General features: G+C 57.9%; 25 protein-coding genes. 13 read left to right on the top strand and 12 right to left on the bottom strand.

Translation table 11 applies throughout. From position 1 onward, the window contains the following. The first annotated feature begins 11 nt into the window (after positions 1 to 11). Positions 12 to 1,673, top strand: coding sequence for a sulfatase-like hydrolase/transferase (locus BC777_RS13655; protein ID WP_100368712.1), 1,662 nt, complete (start codon positions 12 to 14; stop codon positions 1,671 to 1,673). Here the strand turns inward: BC777_RS13655 and BC777_RS13660 are convergent. From BC777_RS13660 to BC777_RS13680, 5 genes are all read right to left on the bottom strand, one after another. Beyond that, on the bottom strand, positions 1,670 to 2,248 hold the full coding sequence (locus tag BC777_RS13660; protein ID WP_100368713.1) for a GNAT family N-acetyltransferase: 579 nt from the start codon (positions 2,246 to 2,248) through the stop codon (positions 1,670 to 1,672). The genes BC777_RS13655 and BC777_RS13660 overlap by 4 nt on opposite strands. Before the next feature lie 4 nt (positions 2,249 to 2,252). Further along, positions 2,253 to 4,340, bottom strand: coding sequence for a molybdenum cofactor synthesis domain-containing protein (locus BC777_RS13665; protein WP_100368714.1), 2,088 nt, complete (start codon positions 4,338 to 4,340; stop codon positions 2,253 to 2,255). Continuing rightward, entirely contained in the window at positions 4,337 to 4,828 is a 492-nt protein-coding gene (mobB, locus tag BC777_RS13670; protein ID WP_100368715.1) for a molybdopterin-guanine dinucleotide biosynthesis protein B, read from the bottom strand. Before mobB ends, BC777_RS13665 begins: the two co-directional genes overlap by 4 nt. Beyond that, entirely contained in the window at positions 4,825 to 5,412 is a 588-nt protein-coding gene (gene mobA / locus BC777_RS13675; RefSeq protein ID WP_100368716.1) for a molybdenum cofactor guanylyltransferase MobA, read from the bottom strand. The genes mobB and mobA overlap by 4 nt, the downstream gene beginning before the upstream one ends. Before the next feature lie 64 nt (positions 5,413 to 5,476). Beyond that, positions 5,477 to 6,349 carry a formate dehydrogenase accessory sulfurtransferase FdhD gene (locus BC777_RS13680; RefSeq protein WP_100368717.1) on the bottom strand — a complete coding sequence of 291 codons (873 nt, stop codon included), beginning with the start codon at positions 6,347 to 6,349 and terminating at the stop codon, positions 5,477 to 5,479. 69 nt (positions 6,350 to 6,418) lie between these two features. Between BC777_RS13680 and BC777_RS13685 the strand changes: the two genes are divergently transcribed. Beyond that, positions 6,419 to 7,153 carry an AzlC family ABC transporter permease gene (locus tag BC777_RS13685; protein WP_100368718.1) on the top strand — a complete coding sequence of 245 codons (735 nt, stop codon included), beginning with the start codon at positions 6,419 to 6,421 and terminating at the stop codon, positions 7,151 to 7,153. Next, complete coding sequence (locus BC777_RS13690; protein ID WP_100368719.1) at positions 7,150 to 7,485, top strand: branched-chain amino acid transport AzlD family protein; 336 nt, start codon at positions 7,150 to 7,152, stop codon at positions 7,483 to 7,485. Before BC777_RS13685 ends, BC777_RS13690 begins: the two co-directional genes overlap by 4 nt. On the opposite strand, the gene BC777_RS13695 is transcribed toward BC777_RS13690, so the two are convergent. Beyond that, complete coding sequence (locus BC777_RS13695) at positions 7,469 to 8,083, bottom strand: hypothetical protein (protein ID WP_100368720.1); 615 nt, start codon at positions 8,081 to 8,083, stop codon at positions 7,469 to 7,471. The genes BC777_RS13690 and BC777_RS13695 overlap by 17 nt on opposite strands. Before the next feature lie 6 nt (positions 8,084 to 8,089). Further along, positions 8,090 to 8,224, bottom strand: coding sequence for an aa3-type cytochrome c oxidase subunit IV (locus BC777_RS13700; protein ID WP_100368721.1), 135 nt, complete (start codon positions 8,222 to 8,224; stop codon positions 8,090 to 8,092). 318 nt (positions 8,225 to 8,542) lie between these two features. Between BC777_RS13700 and BC777_RS13705 the strand changes: the two genes are divergently transcribed. Continuing rightward, on the top strand, positions 8,543 to 8,986 hold the full coding sequence (locus BC777_RS13705; RefSeq protein WP_100368862.1) for a carboxymuconolactone decarboxylase family protein: 444 nt from the start codon (positions 8,543 to 8,545) through the stop codon (positions 8,984 to 8,986). Positions 8,987 to 9,141: 155 nt separating this feature from the next. Here the strand turns inward: BC777_RS13705 and BC777_RS13710 are convergent, their stop codons facing one another. Then, the gene (locus BC777_RS13710; protein WP_168769167.1) at positions 9,142 to 9,702 is read right to left on the bottom strand and encodes a TlpA disulfide reductase family protein; all 561 of its coding nucleotides are present in this window, start codon (positions 9,700 to 9,702) and stop codon (positions 9,142 to 9,144) included. A gap of 14 nt (positions 9,703 to 9,716) precedes the next feature. On the opposite strand from BC777_RS13710, the gene argH reads away from it, so the two are divergent. The 5 genes from argH to BC777_RS13730 all read left to right on the top strand — a co-directional run bounded on the left by argH (position 9,717) and on the right by BC777_RS13730 (position 15,624). Next, a complete protein-coding gene (argH, locus tag BC777_RS13715; RefSeq protein ID WP_100368722.1) occupies positions 9,717 to 11,105 on the top strand; it encodes an argininosuccinate lyase in 1,389 nt (462 codons plus the stop codon). Then, positions 11,102 to 11,275, top strand: coding sequence for a hypothetical protein (locus BC777_RS19390; RefSeq protein WP_168769168.1), 174 nt, complete (start codon positions 11,102 to 11,104; stop codon positions 11,273 to 11,275). The genes argH and BC777_RS19390 overlap by 4 nt, the downstream gene beginning before the upstream one ends. Continuing rightward, complete coding sequence (locus BC777_RS13720; protein ID WP_100368723.1) at positions 11,275 to 11,610, top strand: DUF2834 domain-containing protein; 336 nt, start codon at positions 11,275 to 11,277, stop codon at positions 11,608 to 11,610. The genes BC777_RS19390 and BC777_RS13720 overlap by 1 nt, the downstream gene beginning before the upstream one ends. Before the next feature lie 77 nt (positions 11,611 to 11,687). After that, positions 11,688 to 12,953 carry a diaminopimelate decarboxylase gene (gene lysA / locus BC777_RS13725; RefSeq protein WP_100368864.1) on the top strand — a complete coding sequence of 422 codons (1,266 nt, stop codon included), beginning with the start codon at positions 11,688 to 11,690 and terminating at the stop codon, positions 12,951 to 12,953. Between the two features lie 64 nt (positions 12,954 to 13,017). After that, complete coding sequence (locus BC777_RS13730; protein WP_100368724.1) at positions 13,018 to 15,624, top strand: TIGR02302 family protein; 2,607 nt, start codon at positions 13,018 to 13,020, stop codon at positions 15,622 to 15,624. A gap of 10 nt (positions 15,625 to 15,634) precedes the next feature. Here BC777_RS13730 and BC777_RS13735 read toward each other — a convergent pair whose 3' ends face one another. Together BC777_RS13735 and BC777_RS13740 are read right to left on the bottom strand one after the other, a co-directional pair. Then, positions 15,635 to 16,180 (bottom strand): YbhB/YbcL family Raf kinase inhibitor-like protein, encoded by a 546-nt coding sequence (locus tag BC777_RS13735; protein ID WP_100368725.1) that lies wholly within the window; start codon positions 16,178 to 16,180, stop codon positions 15,635 to 15,637. Positions 16,181 to 16,326: 146 nt separating this feature from the next. Continuing rightward, the gene (locus BC777_RS13740; RefSeq protein ID WP_245834360.1) at positions 16,327 to 17,157 is read right to left on the bottom strand and encodes a zinc-ribbon domain-containing protein; all 831 of its coding nucleotides are present in this window, start codon (positions 17,155 to 17,157) and stop codon (positions 16,327 to 16,329) included. A 165-nt stretch (positions 17,158 to 17,322) separates the two neighbouring features. Here BC777_RS13740 and BC777_RS13745 point away from each other — a divergent pair, with 165 nt between their 5' ends. From BC777_RS13745 to BC777_RS13760, 4 genes are read left to right on the top strand one after another with little or no spacing between them, the layout of a single operon-like run. Continuing rightward, positions 17,323 to 17,997 carry a cell division ATP-binding protein FtsE gene (locus BC777_RS13745; protein ID WP_100368866.1) on the top strand — a complete coding sequence of 225 codons (675 nt, stop codon included), beginning with the start codon at positions 17,323 to 17,325 and terminating at the stop codon, positions 17,995 to 17,997. Continuing rightward, positions 17,994 to 18,887 (top strand): cell division protein FtsX, encoded by an 894-nt coding sequence (locus BC777_RS13750; protein WP_100368726.1) that lies wholly within the window; start codon positions 17,994 to 17,996, stop codon positions 18,885 to 18,887. Before BC777_RS13745 ends, BC777_RS13750 begins: the two co-directional genes overlap by 4 nt. Continuing rightward, on the top strand, positions 18,884 to 19,612 hold the full coding sequence (locus BC777_RS13755; protein WP_100368727.1) for a lysophospholipid acyltransferase family protein: 729 nt from the start codon (positions 18,884 to 18,886) through the stop codon (positions 19,610 to 19,612). Before BC777_RS13750 ends, BC777_RS13755 begins: the two co-directional genes overlap by 4 nt. Further along, entirely contained in the window at positions 19,605 to 20,213 is a 609-nt protein-coding gene (locus BC777_RS13760) for a pyridoxamine 5'-phosphate oxidase family protein (protein ID WP_100368728.1), read from the top strand. Before BC777_RS13755 ends, BC777_RS13760 begins: the two co-directional genes overlap by 8 nt. On the opposite strand, the gene BC777_RS13765 is transcribed toward BC777_RS13760, so the two are convergent. Then, on the bottom strand, positions 20,214 to 20,885 hold the full coding sequence (locus BC777_RS13765) for a M50 family metallopeptidase (RefSeq protein WP_100368729.1): 672 nt from the start codon (positions 20,883 to 20,885) through the stop codon (positions 20,214 to 20,216). A gap of 2 nt (positions 20,886 to 20,887) precedes the next feature. Then, positions 20,888 to 21,850, bottom strand: coding sequence for an acetyl-CoA carboxylase carboxyltransferase subunit alpha (locus tag BC777_RS13770; RefSeq protein WP_100368867.1), 963 nt, complete (start codon positions 21,848 to 21,850; stop codon positions 20,888 to 20,890). Positions 21,851 to 21,861: the final 11 nt, after the last annotated feature.

Here is a 21,861-nt window from a genome sequence, read left to right on the forward strand (position 1 = left end):
CCTGAGACGCGATGAATATTCTTTTTATCATGTATGACCAGTTGAGATTTGATTATCTGAGTTGTGCTGGCCACCCGCATTTGCAGACCCCCAATTTTGATCGCGTGGCCGAGATGGGCGTGCGTTTTACCAATGCCTATGTTCAGTCACCGATCTGTGGGTCCAGCCGGATGTCCTATTATACTGGCCGCTACCCTTCCAGCCATGGCGCGCAGTGGAACAACTTCCCCTTGCGTGTGGGTGAGCTGACTTTGGGTGATCACCTGCGCAAGCTGGACATGGATTGCTGGCTGATCGGCAAGACCCATATGCATGCCGATGCCGAAGGCATGGAAAGGCTGGGGCTGGACCCTGATAGCGTGATTGGCGCGCGTCAGGCCGAATGCGGGTTTGATGTTTTCATCCGGGATGATGGTCTGTGGGCGCAAGGTATTGCCGGGTATTATGACGAAAGCCGTTCGCCCTATAACGAATATCTGAAAGAAAAGGGCTATACTGACAGCGATAACCCTTGGGCCGATCACGCGAATGCTGGCGTGAAAGAGCGCAACAAGATTGCGTCGGGTTGGATGTATGAGAATGCGGATCGACCGGCACATATCCACGAAGCAGATTCTGAAACGGCTTGGCTGACCAGCCGCACCATTGATTTCATGAAACAGGCCAAGGGCAAATGGTGCGCCCATGTCAGCTATATCAAACCACATTGGCCTTACATTGTGGCGGCCCCTTACCACAACATGTTTGGTCCCGATCATGTGCCTGCGCCACTGCGTGATGAGGTTGAGCAGGAAGACACCCATCCGGTGTTCAAAGGCTATATGGACAATCAGGTTGGTCAGGCCTTTCAGCGTGATGAAGTGCGCCAAAAGGTCATTCCGGCCTATATGGGTCTGATCAAGCAATGTGATGATCACTTGGGCCGTATTCTGGATTATCTGGAAGAAACCGGCGAGATCAAAGACACGATGATCGTGCTGACCTCTGATCATGGTGACTATCTGGGTGATCACTGGATGGGCGAGAAATCACTGTTCCACGATCAGTCCGCAAAGGTGCCGATGATCATCTATGATCCACGCCGCCCAGCCAATGCGACCCGTGGGACGACCTGTGATGCGCTGGTCGAAAGCCTTGATATCGCGGCCACCTTTGTGGAGGCGGCGGGTGGCGACGTGCCTGCACATATTCTGGAAGGCCGCTCGCTCTTGCCGTTGCTGAATGGCGAGCGCCCGAAATGGCGCGAGTTCCTGATCAGCGAGTTTGACTATTCGGCCAGCCCTGTTGGCGGCACATTGGCCGAAGAATATTGTCTGAAGCCCAAGGATTGTCGCCTGTTCATGGTCTTTGATGGGCGTTGGAAAATGATGCATGCCGAAGGTGGTTTCCGCCCGATGCTGTTTGATCTGCAAAATGATCCTGAGGAATTTCATGATCTGGGCAAGACCGATGCCCATGCCGATGTGATTGCGCGGCTTTATGACTATCTGGCACAATGGGGCCGTCGGATGTCACAGCGGGTGACGAAATCTGATGAGGACATTGAAAACATGCGCGGCAAGGCCGGGTTCAAGGGTGTTCTCCCGTTCATGTATGATGGGTCAGAGGTGCCCAGACCGCTGATCAAACACTATGTCGGCAAGGCACCGAAATTGCCCGACGCTAAGGACTAGACGTCGCGCACCATTGTCGTTGATGCGCTGAAGCCAAAGATATGCCGCATCAGTCCGATCTTGACTGTCTTGAGTTCCTTGAACCCCACGTGCCGGTAAAGCGCCTTGGCGCGGGGGTTCGTATCGACCACATCAAGCCGCACCTGGGTATAGCCGCGCTGTTTGGCCTCGTTCGCCACTGCATCCAGCAGCGCGGTGCCGACGCCGCGACCGCGTGCTTCGGGGGCCACGAATAATCCGTCCATCAAAAAGCGTTCGTTTTCAACGTCCCGTTCCAGAAGCCCGAGCAGAGAAATGCGAACGGCTGCGCTGGTCCAGCCGTAGATGCGGCGCAGATCTTTGAAGTCGCCGCCGACCAGCGATCCGTGGTTCGTCTTGAACCCCGCGATCCCCAACAGCTTGCCTTCGTCGTCATGCGCGCAGATGCCATGGTCCGGCCGCAGGACGGAGCGGACGAACATCATCGCTTGATATTTTGGGCCCAGCGTGAACCCCAGCTTTTCGCCGAAAGCGTTCCAATAGAGCGCTGCCGCTTCTTCGCGGTCTTTTTGGGGGATGCCGGTGGTGATCTTCATGGAATCAAAAATTGTTGAACGGGATGTAGGTGACCAGATCACCAAGTGCGACCTTTTGCGCCGGATCGCTGAGTTCTACAAGCCCTGTGGCCCAACTCAGCCCCGAAACACGGCCTGACCCTTCGGAAGGGAAGATGGCGACGTGGCCATCCTCCAGCCGCGCACGCATATATTCGCGGCGGCCCGCCTTCTTGGATTTGGCAAAGGCAGCGGGCAGTTGGTAGCTGGTCGGTTGGGTCCATGCGCCGCCTGCCATGACGGCGAGCGCGGGGGCGGCGAAGACAAGCGCGCAGACCATGGCCGCGACGGGATTACCAGGGAGACCAAAGACAGGGGTGTTCTGCCATAAGCCAAGCGCAAGGGGGCGACCGGGTTTCATAGCGATCCGCCAAAGCGCGAAAGAGCCGGTGTCTTTGAGCAGGGCGGACATGTGGTCTTCGTCGCCTGCTGAGGCCCCACCGGAGGAGAGGATGACATCGCAGTCTTGGGCAGCGCCATCAAGGATTTGGCGCAGTGTATCGCGGTCATCTGGCGCGCGACCGAGGTCGATGACCTCATACCCCCAGCTTGCAATAAGTGCCGACAGCATGGGGCGGTTGGCGTCAAAGATTTGACCTGTGGTTGCCATATCGCCGGAGTCGCGGAGTTCGTCTCCGGTCGAGAGGATGCCGACCTTGAGTGTCCGGCGGACCGTGACTGTGCCGACACCCGCTGCCGCGAGCATGCCGAGGTCGGCAGGGGTAATCTTGCGCCCTGTTTGAAGGATGGTTTGCCCGGCTTGCATATCCTCGCCTGCATCGCGCGCGTTGGCGCCGCGTTTGAGAGGGCCGTGGAAGCTGACCTCTGTTGCGCTGGTGCTTACGTCCTCTTGCAAAACCACGGTATCGACGCCGCTGGGTAGGTTCGCGCCTGTGAGGATGCGGATCGCGTGGCCTTGCGGCACTGTGCCGTCGTATGGCGCGCCTGCGGCAGAGCGCCCCTCGACCAGTTTGAGTTTGTTGATCCCTGCTGCGGCAGGGCCTGCAAAGCCGTAGCCATCGACCGCGGCGTTTCGGGCAGGTGGGTGTGATCTTACAGCGTGGACGTCTTGGGCGAGGACGCGATTGGCGGCCTTTGTCAGTGGCAGGGTTTCGGTGCCTGTGACGCAGGAGAGTTTTTCGCGCAGGTGGTGGTGTGCCTCAGCCACCGGCGTCCAATGCGCGCCTTGGGGCATGGCGAAACAGTCGTTTTTCAGCGGAGGTGGTGTGCTTGCCAGCGCGTCGCGCAGCACGTCCCCTTGTCCGGCCCCCAACACCCAGCCTTCAGGTGTTGCGTCAATGTCCATCAGCGTCGTCATGTCCGCCGGGGAAAGCGCAGAGAAAGCGCGCGCATAAAGCGAGACTTGCGCGGCATCCCGGATTTCCTGCGGTTCAGAGACGACAAGATCCGGCAGGATCGAGAAATAGGTTTCGGCCAGCACTATCTGCGTGTCAGGCGATTGAAACGGCCAGACAGAGAGTGTTTTGCCAAACTGACGGCGCAGCCTTGCCAGCACCGGCAGCCCCATGATGACCTGCCCGCCAACGGCCCCTGCGCCTGCCAGCTGCCATGGTGAGAAACTGCCGGGGATCGCCATGTCTGCTGCGCGTTTTTCGCCCAACCCGTGATCAGTGGTTCGGTCGCGTCCCTTGCGCGGAAGATGGGCGATATCGCGTGCCAAACCATTGAACCAGAATGGCCCGGTGCCGGGGAAAATCGCGTTGATTTCGCCTGCCAGATCGAAACGGTTGTTGGATTTTGGGCTGTCGTGCACGCGGGCTTCGAACCAGTCCCACAGCGCAAGGGTGTCTTCTGACCCGACAAGCTTGGTGGCGAAACCAGTGGGATAGGCAAAGCAGAGATCAAAGCCGACAAGCACACTGTGGCGTGCGGCTTGCAATGTCGTAAGCGTTTCAGTCAGCCACTCCTCGGCCAGTTGCCTGTTCCGCAGATAGACTGGCTCTTCCACGGTGCCCGCCATACCGATGCAGGCCCAGATAGCGTCTTTCACCGGGCGCGGGCCACGGTCGTTGCCGCCGGACCAGTCGAGCATGATGACCTTGTCGAAGCTCAAAGGCCCACCTCGGACAGGATGAAATCGGCGATGGCTTTGGTGTTGTTAAGGTCGAAGACGGGCTGGGTGACATCCACCGTGCAATCGCTGGCGATGGCGCGGACAGTCGTGTCGTCTTTGCCAAGGATGGGGTGGTTTGTCTCGGCCCGGTAGGCCTCTATTTTGGGGTGGGCGTCGCGTTTGTAGCCTTCGACAAGGATCAGATCGACGGGGTCGAGCTGCTTGAGAAGATCGGCGAGCGGCAGTTCGTTGTTCTCGCGTAACTCTGTCATCAGCGCCCAGCGGGCGCGCGATGAGAGCAGCACTTGGTGTGCGCCTGCGTGCCGGTGGCGATAGCTGTCTTTGCCGGGATGATCGACGTCGAATGTGTGGTGCGCGTGTTTCAGGGTGGAAACGGTGAAGCCGCGCGCGGTGATCTCGGTCACGAGCCGTTCCATCAGCCCTGTTTTGCCTGCGTTTTTGTAGCCCACGACACCGTAGATTTTCATAGCATGGTTTCCGCCTGTGTCAGGTCTTGGGGCGTGTTGACGTTGAAGAAGGCTGCGTCATCGGGAAAGTGCGCTGTGGCGGCTCCGTGTTTATCTGTCCAAAGCACGACTTTGCGCAGGCCGTTGTTGAGGGCTGTGCGCAGGTCATCGCGCAGCGCTGTGGGCCAGAGGCCGAAGGTGGGGTGCCGCCCGTCCAGAGTGCGTGCGAGGGCGATCGGGGTGTTTTCTTCTTCGGCGGCTTGCAGGAGTTGCGGGACCAGATCGCAGGGGAAGAACGGCGTATCCGCTGCGGCGGTGACGATGTGGACCGCACCCTGAGCCGCCGCCCAGTCGAGGCCAGCGAGCACGCCCGATAGAGGGCCAGCGAAACCATCGATGCTGTCGGGGATGACGGGCAGGTGCAGGTGATGGAAGCGGGCCGGATCGCCATTGGCATTCAAGGCGAGGCCGGCGACTTGCGGCTCCAGCCGGGCGATGACATGGGACAGGATGGTGCCTTGGCCCAAGGGCAGCAAACCTTTGTCGCCGCCGCCCATTCGGGTGGCCTGCCCACCAGCGAGGATGACGCCGAGCGGTTGTTTCATTGGAAAACCTGTGTGCTTGGCATAACTCGGAGCCTCCGGCGGGAGTTTTTGAACCAAGATGAAGTCATTGGCTTGCCTTGCGCCGCGCTTTTTGCGGTTCTTCGGCGGCTTGGCTGGGGTCTGCGTCGCGGATCAGTCGCTCCTCGCCAGCAAGGCAGACGAAGCGTTGCCCTTTCATGCGCCCGATCAGGGTGAGGCCGACCTGCGTTGCGATCTCCACCCCCCAGGCGGTGAAACCGGAGCGGGAGGCGAGCACGGGGATGCCCATCATTGCAGTCTTGATCACCATCTCGGAGGTCAGGCGCCCGGTGGTGTAGAGCGTTTTGTCGGCGGCAGGGATGTTTTCCGACAGCATCCAGCCTGCGATTTTATCGACGGCGTTGTGGCGCCCCACGTCTTCCATATAGACCAACGGGCGGTCGCCGTGGCACAGGACCGTGCCGTGGATCGCGCCTGCTTCGAGGTAGAGGGATGGTGTGCGGTTGATGGTGGCGGACAGTCTGTACAGATCCGACGTGCGGACCTGCGTGTCTGGCAGGGTGACGTCTGCGAGCCCTTCCATCATATCGCCGAAGACGGTGCCAACAGCACAGCCGCTGGTGCGCGTTTTTTTCTTGAGTTTGTCCTCAAAGGTGGTTTGCACTTCGGTGCGTACGACCACGGTTTCAAGCTCTGCGTCGTAGTCGACACCTTTGATCACATCGCCTGCATGCAGCATCCCTTGGTTGCGCAGGAAGCCGAGGGCGAGGTATTCGGGGTAGTCGCCAATCGTCATGGCTGTCACGATTTCCTGAGAATTGAGGTAGATCGTAAGGGGCCGTTCTTCGACGACATTGAGGTTGATCGCAGCCCCGTTTTGATCTGTGCCGACCACTGCACGCGTCAGCCGTGCCGCACCGGGATCGGGGGCGATCAGGTAGCCAGAGGTGTCGAGCATCCGCGCCAATTGTCATTTCCTAACGGCATGGTTAAGCCTGTTGCAACGCAGCTAGGCTAGGGCAAAGCTATGACGACTTCCACCGCGAAAACACCTCTGAAAACATCGGCGAAATCGGCCTATTGGGCTGGGGTCCGCGATGGTGCGCCGTTCATTTTGATGGCGGTGCCATTTTCGGTTTTGTTTGGTGTTATCGCGACGGATGCAGGCCTGACCTTGGCGCAGGCCATGGGATTTACCGTTCTGGTGATCGCGGGGGCGGCGCAGTTCGCTGCTATTCAGTTGATGGTGGAAAACGCGAGTATTGCTTTTGTGCTGCTGGCAGCACTGGCGGTGAATTTGCGGATGGCGATGTATTCTGCGTCTTTGGTGCCTTATCTGGGGGCTGCCCCACTTTGGAAACGCGCTTTCATTGCATACCTGAACTTTGATCAGACCTATATCACCTCGGTCGCCCGATATGAGGCCCGGCCAGAGATGACCGTGGCGGAGCGTGTGTCGTATTTCTTTGGGGTTGCGACACCGATTGCACCGGCGTGGATGGGGATGACCCTTGTGGGTGCGCTTGCAGGGCAGGCGATACCAGAGGCTTGGGCGTTGGATTTCATTATGCCGATTATGTTTCTGGCGATGGTCGCACCTATGCTGAAATCGTTGGCGCATGTGTCGGCAGGCGCGGTGTCTGTCGCGGTGGGGTTGGCTTTGGTGAATATGCCTGCGGGGACCGGCCTACTCATCGCGGCGGGGGCGGCAATGCTGACGGGCGCCCTGGTTGAGGTCTGGATGGAAAGGCGCGCGTTATGAGCTATTCGAGTTTTGAGATATGGATGATCATCCTCGTCATGGGCGTGGGGACGTTTCTGATCCGGTTTTCGTTTCTGGGACTGATCGGTGATCGGCCGATGCCAACATTTGTACTGCGTTTGCTGCGTTACACGCCTGTCGCCGTGTTGCCGGGGATGGTCGCCCCCTTGGTTCTGTGGCCCGCGGCAACGGACGGGCAGTTTGACCCGTTGCGTGTCACTGCCGCATGCGCAATCGTCCTGATCGGGATTTGGACGCGTAACGTGCTTTGGGCGATTTTGGGTGGGGCGGTGACGCTTTACGCCGGGATGGCGGTCATTGCGTTCCTCTGAGGATCGCGGTGATTTCTGCGAGGGCGAGTGTTTTGTCGTCGGCGTCGTCTTCGCGATATTCCAGGGTTGTAACACTGGGAAGCTGTGCAAAGTCATCGTGAATGCGGTTCGGGCTCCATGTGCGGCGGAACCCGTTGAAGCCGGGCAGTTGTTGCAGGATGCGTGACGTCACGCGCGCGCAATTGGCCTGTGGCACGGGGCCCGCGACCAAGGCGAGGTTCAGCGCCTGTTCAGCGACCTCTGATGAGACATCAACTGTCTGACCGACCACATAGTAGGTCGAACGCGCGTGGAAGCTGACGTAGAAATTCTCAAGCCTTGGGGTAACGCCGAAAAGGACGTCATTGCGCTCTGGCATGACGTCTTGTTCGAATGAACCTGCCGGATCAAACAACACACGTTGGCTGGCGTTGATCAGCAGCGCTGAATGTGCCCCGTTACCAGAGCCCACGTTTTTCATGGTGTAGAGCGTCAGATAGTGTCGTCCGGGTTCGCGATAAATGGCGCGTGCGACGACATCTTCGGGTGCCCAGACCTCTTGCGCTGAACACGCAGACAGTGCCAGTGGCAGGCCGATCAGAAAACTGCGGCGGTCCATCAGGTTTTAGATTGCAATCAATGCAAGGAAGATCAGGAAAACGATGATGGCTACCGTTGCCTTGGTTGTCATGCTCATGAAACCATCAAAGGTTTTTTCCTGAACCGAGGTATCCATTTCGCCGTGTTTGTGCTCAGCCATTCTAAAGGCTCCTGTCTGATCTGATTTGATACTCGCATAGACGATTCATCTGACGGTGTCACGCAGTCAGGTGGCCGCAGTTTCCACGTTGTTCAGGGGTGAACTTTGAAGGACGGATGTCCTTGGATGTGGTATCCATGCATCTGAGCCCGAGTCAGGAAAGCTGACACTGGCTTAGTACGCTGCGAATGAGCATAAATTGATTGATGCTGCGAAGTATACCAATGTCTGCAGTCGTTTCGATGTTCACCAAAAGACGATCGGCTGGCCAATAGTTATTGAGAGTGCCATCTTTATAGGTAGCAGATGGAGAAGACGATGATTGAGCGCCTCGACTACGTTTCGATCAATGGACCAGCAATTGCCAGTATGGCGAGGGCGAAGAACCATATGCCATCCATTGGCGGCAAATTAAGAGCGCTTGTCGAACTGCGTGTTTCGCAGATTAACGGTTGCGCATACTGCGTGGACCTCCATACAACTGAAGCAAGACAGGCTGGTGAAACACCTCAACGATTAGATTGCGTTACCGTCTGGCGCGAAGTGCCGTTTTTTGATGATGCTGAAAAAGCCGCGCTTGAATGGGCTGAAGCTATCACCACAGTTGCTAAGAACGGTGCGCCAGAGCATCTGTACAATGCTCTTTCGGATCATTTTTCAGAAGATGAGATTGTCGATCTTACGCTTATTGTCGCCCAGATGAATGCGTGGAACCGCCTTGCGATCAGTTTTGGTCATGGTCCCGATGCGCGAGCTGAATGAGCCTTTTCGCCATCTAGAGCCGATATTCAAATGATTGCTCACAATGGCAGTTTTATCCCACAAATCTGCCGGCTGATTTTGCCGATCTCGGCATCACCTGCTGGCCACAAACGCACATCCTTAACCGCGTTGCGACAAAACTCTTCGCTTGTTGCTTAGCTTTCGGACTCAATCAAGGTTTCCATAATCGCCATCGCGTTTTCACTCGACCAGTCGGCATCACCCTGCATACGCCCGATTTCATTGCCATCTGGGTCAATGATAATCGTCACAGGAAGCCCTAGAACCCCTAGGCTGCGCGCGAGGCTTTGCCGTGGGTCGGTATGCAGGGGCAGGTTGTCTACTTCGATCTCGTCCAGAAACCGTTGCATGGCGGGCAGGGGATTGCGTCCGGTAGCGATGGTGACAACTTCCATCTTGTCACCGCCCATCGCGTCTTGCAGGGCTGATAGATGTGGCATCTCGTGTCGGCAAGGCGCGCACCATGTGGCCCAGAAGTTCAGCACGATATGTTTGCCTTGGTAATCGGCCAGCGTCATATCCTGCCCGTCTTCGCCCGTGAAAGTTACGTCAGAACCGGCCATGGGTGCGCTGTGGAAGACCAGTTTGCGCATATCACCCGCACGCATCGCGTCGGCTGCAGCGACATCGGTATGGCCAATGTTTGCAAGACCCATAAGGGCCGTATAAAGCAAGGCAGAGATTAACTTTCGCACGGGCGACTTCCTTTATGACCAAATCCGCAAACACAATGTGGGGCGGGCGTTTTGCCGCCGGACCAGACGCGATCATGGAGGCGATCAATGCCTCAATCGGGTATGACCGCCGTCTTGCGCCGCAAGATATCGCAGGTTCACGCGCCCATGCCGCCATGTTGGCCGCCACAGGCATCATCACAGATACCGATGCAGAGGCGATCCGGGAAGGCCTGCTCACAGTCTTGTCAGAGATTGAAACCGGAGAATTCCCGTTCTCAACCGCGCTCGAAGATATTCACATGAATGTTGAAGCACGCTTGCGCGATTTGATTGGTGAACCAGCGGGCCGTTTGCACACAGCCCGGTCGCGGAATGATCAGGTCGCCGTCGATTTCCGGCTTTGGGTGCGGGATCAATGTGATCAGGCGGATGAGGCTTTGGCCGCGTTGCAAGCCGCGTTGCTGGGACAGGCCGAGGCGGGCGCCGACTGGGTGATGCCGGGCTTTACCCATTTGCAGACCGCCCAGCCTGTAACTTGGGGCCATCATATGCTGGCGTACGTTGAAATGTTCGCGCGTGATCGGTCGCGGTTTGCGGATGCGCGCAAGCGGATGAATACCTCGCCTTTGGGCGCTGCTGCGCTTGCGGGTACGTCCTTCCCGATTGATCGCCAGATGACGGCAGAGGCGCTGGGCTTTGATCGTCCGATGTCCAATTCACTGGATGCTGTCGCGGATCGCGATTTTGCGTTGGAGTTTCTGGCATCCGCCAGCATTTGTGCGATGCACCTCAGCCGTTTGGCCGAAGAGCTGGTGATCTGGTCCTCGGCCCAGTTCCGGTTTGTGAAGATGTCGGACAAGTGGTCGACCGGGTCATCCATCATGCCGCAAAAGCGTAACCCGGATGCGGCCGAACTGATCCGCGCCAAGATCGGGCGGATTTTCGGGGCGAATGTCGCGCTGATGACGGTGATGAAAGGGCTTCCGCTGACCTATTCCAAGGACATGCAGGAAGATAAAGAACAAACCTTTGATGCTGCCGATAATCTGATGCTGGCATTGGCCGCGATGACGGGGATGGTGTCGGATATGACTGCTCAACGTGAGAACCTAAAGGCCGCAGCATCAAGCGGGTTTTCGACCGCAACTGACCTTGCCGATTGGCTGGTGCGCGAACTTGGGCTACCTTTCCGGGAAGCGCATCATGTGACCGGGTCTTTGGTGGCGATGGCGGAAGGAAAAGGCTGTGATCTGCCCGACCTGACGCTTGCGGACATGCAAACCGTTCACGATTGCATCCGTGCGGATGTGTTTGATGTGCTGGGGGTTGAGAACTCGGTCGCGTCCCGCACCAGTTTTGGGGGGACGGCACCGTCACAGGTCCGCGCTCAGGTGGCGCATTGGAAAAAGGTTTTGACATGAAACACATCGCATTGATTTTGACTGTGGCCGCGTTGGCCGCCTGCGGCGCTGATGGCGCGCCGTTTACACCGAACGCGAATGTTGGGCTAAGTGTTGGCACCAACGGTGTAAGCACAGGTGCAAGTGTTGGCGCGTCTAACGGCACAGTCTCGGTCGGGGTCGGTCTGTGATGCGTATCGTGTTCCTGCTGCTAGCGATCTGGGGCACGATCCATCCGATGTATTACTTCATCCGCTGGTTTCAGGCCGAAGGCTGGGACATTATGGCGATGGTTGATGCCTGGCATGTGAATGCTGCGACCAGTGGGCTGGTCTGGGATTTAACCATCGCCGCTGTGACCCTGACAATCTGGATTTTGGTTGAAGCGATCAAAAACCGTAATTGGCTGAGTTTGATTGCGATTCCGGCAACCTATTGCATCGGGGTCAGCTGTGGATTGCCGCTTTATCTCTATCTGCGCAGCCGTGTGATGTATCTGCCGGAAGTTGGCGTGGTGCGCGTATAAGTCCTAAGTAAATCAGGGTTGGTCTTTGCAGATGATCTGCTATGTCCAAAACTTGGTTTTGGACAAGGATCGCAAGGTTGGATCATTTTCTTTATCGTGACGGCGCGCTTTATGCCGAGGACGTCCCCGTGGCCGAGATTGCGGCTGCGGTGGGAACACCGTTCTATGTCTACTCAACAGCGACCCTGAAACGCCATTTCACCCTGTTTGATGAAGCGTTGGACTGGGGCGATCACCTAGTGTGTTTCGCGATGAAATCATTGTCGAACCAAGCAGTGATCAAGGTGTTGGGCGATGCTGGCGCGGGCATGGATGTGGTTTCGGGCGGAGAGTATCTGCGCGCGAAGGCTGCTGGTGTGACCGGTGAGCGGATTGTGTTTTCCGGTGTGGGAAAAACCGCTGATGAAATGCGCCTCGCGATTGAAGGCGGTATCCGCCAGTTCAACGTCGAAAGCGAGCCAGAGATGATCGTGCTTGATCAGGTAGCGCAGTCATTGGGGGCGGTTGTCCCCATCACGATCCGCGTGAACCCCGATGTGGATGCCAAAACCCACGCCAAGATCGCAACAGGCAAGTCTGAGAACAAGTTCGGCATCCCGATCAGCCGCGCGCGTGAGGTTTATGCGATGGCGGGTGCGATGCCCGGCCTGAAGGTCATAGGGATCGATGTGCATATCGGATCACAACTGACCGAGCTTGCCCCTTTTGAAGCGGCCTATAACAAGGTTGCCGAACTGACTGAGCAATTGCGTGCGGACGGGCATGAGATCAAGCGCCTTGATCTGGGCGGCGGTTTGGGGATTCCCTATGCGCGGTCCAATGAAGCGCCGCCGTTACCCACGGACTATGGCGCGCTGATCCAGCGGACTGTGGGGCATTTAGGCTGTGAAATCGAGATTGAGCCGGGACGTTTGATTTCCGGCAATGCCGGGCTGATGGTATCCAAGGTCATCTATGTGAAATCCGGTGAAGACCGCGACTTCCTGATCCTTGATGGCGCGATGAACGACCTGATCCGGCCTGCGATGTATGAAGCATGGCATGATATTGTGCCGGTGGTGGAGCCTGCACCGGGGGTTGAACCTGCCAAATACGATATCGTTGGACCGGTGTGCGAAAGCGGCGATACCTTTGCAAAGGGGCGCGAGATGCCTGCAGTGCAAGCCGATGATCTGGTCGCCTTCCGCTCGGCCGGTGCTTATGGTGCGGTAATGTCGTCGGAATATAATTCGCGTCCGTTGATCCCCGAGGTTCTGGTGGATGGCAATCAATTTGCAGTTATCCGCGCACGCCCTACCTATGAAGAAATGATTGCACGCGATACGGTGCCAGCGTGGTTATAATACACTCACCCCGCTCGCGCCGTATAAGCATAGGAGAAGCCCGCTGAAACATCAGCAAGATCCGATGCGCCATTTGCGTTTTCCTGTCGTGGCCACCCGCGTTGGCATGGTGGCCGAACAGCTTGTGCGTGCCTTCTGGCCGTTGTGGACAGTTGTATTTCTGATCCTCGCCCCGCTGATCATGGGGTGGCAGGATATTGCGCCGCTTGAGGTGTTTTGGGGCGCATCTGTTGCGGCTGTTATTGCGGTTTTGGCGGCATTCGTCTGGGGCGCCCGCCGCTTTCGGGTACCCAGTGAGGCCGCAGCGCTGGAACGTGTCGATGCCGCAATGCCTGGTCGCCCGATTGCCGCAGTCGCGGATACGCAAGCAATTGGCAGCGGCGATCCAGCGTCAGAGGGCGTCTGGCAAGCGCATATGCAGCGCATGGCTGAACGCACCAAAGAGGCGCGCGCGGTTGAGCCTGATTTACGGGTGTCGGATCGCGACCCTTACGGTTTGCGGTTCATTGCGCTCTTGTTTTTTGTCGCAGCGTTGATGTTTGGATCGCTGTTCCGCGTGACCTCCGTGGGTGAGATGGTGGGGGGAAGCGAACAGACCCTTGCGACTGGCCCTGTTTGGGAAGGCTGGGTGGAGCCGCCTGCTTATACGGGTCGACCGTCGATTTACCTCAACGATGTGCCTGCAGGCGACTTGCGGGTGCCAGAGGGTAGTCAGGTGACCCTGCGCCTATATGGCGAAGTTGGTGCTTTGACTGTCGCCGAAACCGTTTCGGGGCGGGTGGATGAAATTGGGTCGGCCTCTGATGCGCAACAGCAGTTTGAGATCACTCAATCGGGTACGCTGACGATTGATGGCGACAATGGCATCAGTTGGGATGTGACCGCTTTGGAGGATACTGTTCCAGAGGTTGATCTGACCGGCCCCATCGAAGCAGATGCCATGGGCGAGTTGTCACAGCCGTTCACCGCCTTTGATGATTACGGGGTGGAGTTCGGTACTGCGACGATCACGCTGGATCTTGCGCAGGTTGAACGTCGCCATGGTTTGGCCATTGATCCTGACCCGATTGAACCGCTGGTGCTTGACCTGCCCATGCCATTCACCGGGGACCGGACCCAGTTTGATGAATTCCTGATTGATAACCTCAGCAAGCATCCTTTGGCAAACCTGCCGGTTACTTTGCAGTTTGAGGTGATCGACGCCGCCGAACAGACGGGGATGACAACTGCTGAGCCGATGATCCTGCCGGGACGACGCTTCTTTCAGCCCTTCGCGCGGGCCATTATCGAACAGCGCCGTGATCTGATGTGGTCCAAGGCGAATGCTGGCAGGGTTAATCAGATATTGCGTGCCGTGTCGCATCGCCCCGAAGGGTTGTTTTCGAATGAGACCACCTATCTGCGGCTGCGCACGATTATTCGTCGCCTCGATAACTTTGAAGAGGTCGGGCTGACTGACGACGTGCAGGATGAAATCGTCGAGGCCCTTTGGGAACTGGCTGTGCAGTTAGAGGATGGCCGCCTTGCTGATGCCCGCGAACGTCTGCGCCGTGCGCAAGAACGGCTGGCCGAAGCGATGCGCAATGGTGCCTCGGACGAGGAAATCGCCGAGTTGATGCAGGAATTGCGTGAGGCGACGGATGACTATCTGCGTATGTTGGCCGAAGAGGCCGAGCCTAATGATGGCACAGATCAGGCCGATAATGGTCAGCAAGGCCAGGAAATGGGCATGGATGAATTGCAGGCCCTGATGGACCGCATTGAGGAGTTGATGCAAGAGGGCCGCATGGCCGAGGCGCAAGAGCTGATGGAACAGCTTAACCAGATGATGGAGAACATGCGCGTCACCCAAGGCGAAGGTGGCGATGGCCCGCCCTCGCCCGGAGAGCAGTCGATGCAGGACCTTGCCGATACGTTGCGCGAACAAGAAGAGCTGTCAGATGACAGTTTCAGCGATTTGCAGGAACAATTCGGCCCCGGTGAACAAGGCCAGCAGCAGCCCGGACAGCAAGGTCAGCAAGGGCAAGAACCGGGCACACAGCCCGGCCAGCAGGGCAACCAAGGCAGTGAGCCCGGTCAGGGTGGCCAGCAAGGTCAAGGGCAGGGTGTGGGCGAGAACGGCGAAAATGGAGAACAGCGTGGCGATGGCGCAGGCGGTGAAGGCGATCCGCGCAGCCTTGCCGACCGTCAGCAAGCCTTGCGCAATGAATTGCAACGCCAGCGTGATGGTCTGCCCAACCTTGATGGCGAAGCAGGTGAGACTGCCCGCCGGTCGCTTGAGCGCGCCGATAATGCAATGGAAGGGGCCGAGGATGCGCTGCGTGAGGGCGACCTAGCCGAAGCGATCGACAGGCAGGCGGAAGCCATGGATGCCCTGCGCAATGGCATGCGCGAACTTGGGCAGGCCATGGCAGAAAACCAGAATGCAGAGCCCGGTCAGGGTTCTGAACAAGGCGAAGCCAATGGCCGACCCACCCCCGCCCAACGCGACCCACTGGGCCGTGAAATGGGCAATACCGGGCAGTTGGGCACGGACCAAGAGCTGCTTGGCACCGGTGATATCAATCGACGCGCAGAAGAGCTGCTTGATGAAATTCGCAGGCGTTCTGCAGAGCAGCAACGCCCCGAGATTGAGCGCGATTATCTGCGCCGTCTGCTGGATCAGTTCTAAGCCGAAGTGATTAGTTCCAGAACGCTATTGAAGAGGACGCGATAATCTCGTCCTCTATGGCCAGCGTCATCGCGCTCCAATCGACGCCGATACTGTCGCCTGTCGGCAGAAGGTCTGCTTCACCATCCAATGCATAGACCGTTATCGTATATTCGTGACGTGATCCCGGCGGCGAACAGGGCGGCGTATATCCGGTACGTCTGGTGTCTTTGTCTGCCCCTTCATCCCCGATGGATGCCGGGTTGCCGCGCGGCAGACTGGTTGTCTCTGGGGGAATGTTCCATAGCAGCCAATACTGGCTGGGTTCATCTACGCCTTCGATCCTGCCTTGGGGGTAGTGATGCATAATCAATGCAAAGCTTTTGGTCCCCTCGGGCGCGTTCATCCATTCGAGTGGTGGTGTGACGCCATCTCCGCCATCGCGCGTGCATTTCAGGTCGGCTGGCAGGTCACCGCCATCGGTGAGCGCGGGGCTTGTCAGAACGAAAGCGTCTTGTGCTGTTGCCTGTGCTGCAAGAATGCAAAACGCAAACGCCCGGCCAAGGTGTGAGATCATTGCCAAAACATGCCCTCCATGATGCTTATCGTGGGTGGTGGGAACGCTGGTCGCAATGGCACCCTAGCCCGGCCAGCGGCAGATTGCCGACTATCGGTTAATGTTCGCGTATTGGATCAACGGCTGCCGCTGCCCGGCAACACCCCTCAACCGGATGTCAGCCCACTGATCATTTCGTTTAGCGCCAGACGCAGTTTGTCGACCGTGATGACGTAAGAGGCCATAATGTCCGTCGTCTGCGGCAGGTTTTCGGTGATCTGATCGGCAAAGATATAGGGCAAGATCAGAATGGCCAGAACGATCAGGATGAAAAAGAAGCCACGCCGGAAGCCCTTGCGCTGGACGGCTTCTTCCTTTTCGGCCTCGGTCAGACCAGAGGTATCATTGGCTTGTGCGCGGGCCCGCAATGTGGCGTTGATTTCATTGATTGATGGCACGGTCCGCAAATGTGCAGCGTCCGCGCTGTCCTCTGCGGCGGTGTTTGGCGGCGCTTTACCACCTTTCGATGTGCCGCCTTCGTCAACGGTCATTTGTGCAATGCGCTGACGTGTTTCATCGGCGGTGACGGGTGCCGCTGGTTTAGCGGCCTCTGTTGAAGGTGGTTTGGCGATTGCGCTGGTTGTCGCCGCGGCTGTTCCAAGCGCGGCTTCCTCGCGCAGGATGTTTGCGACAGCATCATCCAAAGGTTTCCGCTGCGGCGCAGGGGCTGGTTTGGCCTCTTCGACGTCCACTTCAGCGGGTGTTTCGGCGGCAACCTCATCGTCCGCGGCAGCGTCAGGCGCCTCTGTTTCTTCAACAGGTTCTGAAGGCTCGCTCGCTGCAGCCACGGTGGCCTGCTCACGGCCCGGCACGGTTGGCTTTTCGGTCTGAAACCACGACTGCTGGCAGTTCGAACACTGCACATCACGTCCGCCCGGCGGGATCGCATCATCCGAGACTTCGTATTGCGCGTCGCAATTGGGGCAAATCAGCCTCATGATAAAATTCCTTCTGCCCTGCGTTTTCGCTAACGTCTTGTTATCACCGGGGTCAATTTATCAATGGTTGCGCTAAACGCAAAGGTTTTGCGCAAGCGACCGCCGCAGACATTGAAACCTGTTGCAGATTTGGGCAGAAGAGCGGGGGAATGCAGGGGAAGCGCCGTGATTGAACTGGATAACGTGTCTTATGGATATGCAGGTAACGCGCTTTTTTCCCAATTGTCACTGACACTTGCGCCCGGATCGTTTCATTTTCTGACAGGTCCTTCTGGTGCGGGTAAAACCACGCTCTTGCGATTGTGTTACGCTGATTTACGCGCAAAACGCGGCAAGGTCCGCATTTTTGGCGAAGATGCGGGCGCACTGAACCGTGATGCCGTGGCCATGTCTCGGCGCCGCATTGGGGTGGTGCATCAGGATTGTCAGTTCCTTGATCACCTTAGCATTGCGGAAAATATCGCCCTGCCGCTGACCGTGTCAGACCGTGCGCATGAGGCTGCAGGTAATCTTGAAGAACTGTTGAATTGGGTGGGTCTGGCACCGCAGGCAGGCCAGTTACCGCCTGAATTATCAGGTGGGGAACGTCAGCGCGCGGCCTTGGCCCGTGCTGTGATTATATCCCCCGATGTGATCATTGCCGATGAACCCACCGGTAATGTGGATTGGGAGATGTCGCAGCGTATCCTGAGCCTGCTGATTGAGCTGAATAAGATGGGCAAGACGATCCTGATCGCAACCCACGACTTGACCATGATCAGGGCTGCAAAATCGGATGTCAGCGCGCGTATCCTGCGCCTCAAGGATGGACAGCTGGCTCAGGCGGGGGCCGAGCTATGAAGCCGCTTCTTGATCTGATCGTTGGCAATCCTTTGGCCGACCGCGCCGTTCCGCAAACCGGTGTGACAGCGCGGTTGACCGTATTTGTTGCCGCTGTGATGGCCTTTCTCGCCGTCATCGCGTTGGCTGTGTCGCTGACCACCAATCGTGTGGCCAGCCTTTGGGCTGACGAACTTGCACAGTCTGCCACGCTGCGCTTGCCTGCAGATCCGGCGACGGCAGATGCGCTGTTGCTGTCCGCATTGGAGGTCTTGGAGACGACGCCGGGCATCAGCACTGTCCGCGCCTTATCGCAGGACGAACAGCAAGCCTTGCTGGAACCTTGGTTTGGCCCTGATCTGCCCCTTGATGCACTGCCGGTGCCGCAACTCATCGAAATCGTGGCCGATGGTGAAGGTTATGACGCGGACGGGCTGCGTGCCCGCCTTGAGGGGCAGGTCCCCGGAGCCGTTTTGGATGACCATACTGCATGGCGCGAACCGCTGCTAAAGGCAGCCAGCCGTGTGCGGTTGATCGGCTGGACGGTTATACTGCTGATTGGGGCCACCGTTGCGGCCATGATTACGCTGGCCGCACAAGCCGCTCTTGCTGGCAACGTGCAGGTGATCAGTGTCTTAAGATTGGTGGGGGCCACTGACACCTATATCGCGCGCGCCTTTGTGCGCCGCTTTACCTTGCGCGCCGGGGCTGGGGCGATTGCTGGATCAATCCTTGGGGTTGCTGTCTTGTCGCTGATGCCGAAGGGCGACGCCACTGGCAGCCTGTTGCTGGGTGTGGGCTTTGAAGGGGCAGAATGGCTCTGGCCCTTGTTCATCCCGACTTTGGCTGCGATTGTCGCGTTCTTTGCGACCCGTGCGGCGGCGTTTCGCAGGCTGAGGGAGCAAACATGAGCAACGCAATCCAATGGGTCCGCTCTTTGATTTTCAACGCGCAGATGTATGTCGCGATGCTTGTGATCGGGATCATCTATTTGCCCGCTGCAATCTGGTCTGCCGATGGCGCGGTGGCCGGGTGCCACGCCTATTGCCGCTATATCCGGTGGAGCGCGGGGTGGATCATCGGCCTCAAGTCCGAAATCCGGGGTGATCCACCGACCGATGAGGTCATGGTTGCGCCAAAGCATCAGTCTTTCCTTGATGTGCTAATGATCTATGGCGCGATGCCGCGGGGCAAATTCATCTTCAAGGAGATCCTCAAATACGCGCCTATCATTGGTCAGTTCGGTTTGCGCATCGGTTGTATCCCGGTTGATCGTGGTAAGCGGGGGCAGGCGATCAAACAGATGGTGGCGGATGTACGCGCCGGGCGTGCGCACCCCGGTCAGTTGATCATCTATCCGCAAGGCACGCGGATAGCCCCCGGTGTGAAGGCACCCTATAAGATCGGCACCGGCGCGCTGTACCGCGAGTTGGGACAGCCTGTTGTGCCGGTCGCTACGAATGTGGGTGTCTACTGGCCCAAACGCGGCGTGATGCGCAAACCGGGTACGGCCGTATTTGAGTTTCTGCCGCGGATTGAGCCTGGGCTTGAGGTTGATGAATTCATGACGCGGCTGGAACATGATATCGAGACGGCCTCGGACCGACTGAACAAAGAGGCGGGGTTTCATGGCTGACCATGTGGTCAAGGATGTGACAGAGCTTGAGGCGCTTTATGGGACGCCTGGCAAAGCCTCTTTGATCAAGGTCGCCGCGCAGTTGACCCCACTTTATCGCAAATGGATCATGGCATCGCGGTTGTGCATCGTCTCGACCGTGGGGCCGGAAGGCACCGATGGCAGCCCGCGTGGAGATGATGGACCCGTGGTACGGGAGTTGGATGCGCAGACCCTGCTTTTGCCCGATTGGCGTGGCAACAATCGGATGGATACGCTGCGCAATGTTGTCAGGGATGGGCGGATCAGCCTGATGTTTATGATCCCCGGATCAAATAATGTGATCCGGGTGAATGGGACAGCGGTGGTGTCGCTGGACCCGGACTTACTGGGCGGGTTTGACCATAAGGGTCGTCAGCCCCGCAGTGTTGTCGTGATTACCATTGCTGAGGTCTATAGCCAATGTGCGCGTGCCTTGATGCGTGCGCGGACGTGGAGTTCGGACGACGAAAGTGTGGGTCTGCCGACCATCGGAGACCTGCTGGCTGAACAGGAAGCGGCATTTGATGGTGCCGCATACGATGCGGAATGGGCTGGTCGTGCCGAAAAGACGATGTGGTAGCTAGCGCAGTGTCAGGTTGCTACTGCGCCCCAGGACATGCCGGATGCACCACCAGATGATCACGAGGCTGATGACCAGCCAAAGCCCGCCCCACATGACTGTCGTGCCGCCAAACTCTTCTGCCAACATACGCGCGTCGGACCGCAGGTTGGACCGTGCGATGGTATCGCTGAAGATATCAAAGGGGACATAGATCATGCTGGTCAGGCCGATCACCCGCAGGATCATATCGTTGATGTTGTGGTTCAGCATGACAGCGGCTGCGATCATCGCAAGGCCGGTACCAATGGTAAAACAAAGCGCGAAAACCTCACGCACGTAAAACCCCGCAATGATCAGGATTATAACACCTGTCAACGCCATGACCTGTCGATCCAGCTTGGTCTTTGTTGCAGCGATGAGAAGCGCAACGCCGATCAGAAGTGACCCCAGATAGCCCGCCGTGAGCGTCCAAAAGCGGCTGCCGCCGCGGCTCAAGACAAGGCCGCCTTGATCGGCAGAAACCGAGAGGCTGACGACTTCACCGCCCGTCAGTAAGGTTGCGATGGCGTGTGAGGCTTCATGGAAAAAGACGATGAGGATTTTGAGTGGGATCAGGGCCTGCGTCTGCCAGAAGGCAAAGACCGCCGCGGTCAGCAGCAAAAGCTGCCAGTGCCCTTTGAGAATGCGCAAGCCTAGGCCGCAAGCCCTTTTGAGCCCAACGCAAGATATTTGCTGCGCCTATCCGCGCGCAGTTTCTCACCAGACAGATCACGCAACTCGTTCACCATCGTCACCAATGCTGCGCCGACAGCCTTGATCGCGGCCTCTGGGTCACGGTGTGCCCCGCCTTCGGGTTCAGGGATGATCCGGTCGCAGACCCCGAGTTCATGAAGGTCCTTTGAGGTCAGACGCAGCGCTTCGGCGGATTCGCGCATTTTCTCGGCGTCTTTCCATAGGATCGACGCGCAGCCTTCGGGGCTGATCACAGAATAGATCGAATGCTCTAACATCGCGACGCGGTTGGCGGATGCGAATGCGACAGCACCGCCAGAGCCGCCTTCGCCGATCACAACGCTGATCAGGGGCACTTGCAACTCAAGACATTTCTCGGTCGAGCGCGCAATCGCCTCGGATTGCCCACGCTCTTCCGCGCCTTTGCCGGGATAGGCGCCGGGGGTGTCGACCAGGGTGATCACGGGTAGGCCAAACCGGTTTGCAAGCTCCATCAGACGGATGGCTTTGCGGTATCCTTCGGGGCGGGCCATGCCGAAATTACGCTCGATCCGGGATTTGGTGTCGTTGCCTTTCTCGTGACCGATCACCATGACGCTGATGCCATCAAGGCGCGCGAGGCCACCCATCACGGACAGGTCGTCGGCGAAGTTCCGATCGCCAGCCAGCGGCGTATATTCAGTGAAAAGCGCATTGATATAATCTTGACAATGGGGGCGTTCCGCATGACGGGCCACCTGGCATTTGCGCCAAGGCGTAAGGTCCGCATAAAGCGATTTCAGGAGGTCAGACGCCTTTTTGTCCAGCGCGGCGGCCTCTTTGTCCACGTCCATTTCCGGGTTCTCGCGTGCCATCGCGCGCAGCTCTTCGGCTTTGCCTTCGATCTCTGCCAGTGGTTTTTCAAAATCGAGGTATTGGATCATGAATGCGGACC

The sequence above is a fragment of the Yoonia maricola genome (genome assembly GCF_002797915.1).
GTDB classification, from domain to species: Bacteria; Pseudomonadota; Alphaproteobacteria; order Rhodobacterales; family Rhodobacteraceae; genus Yoonia; species Yoonia maricola.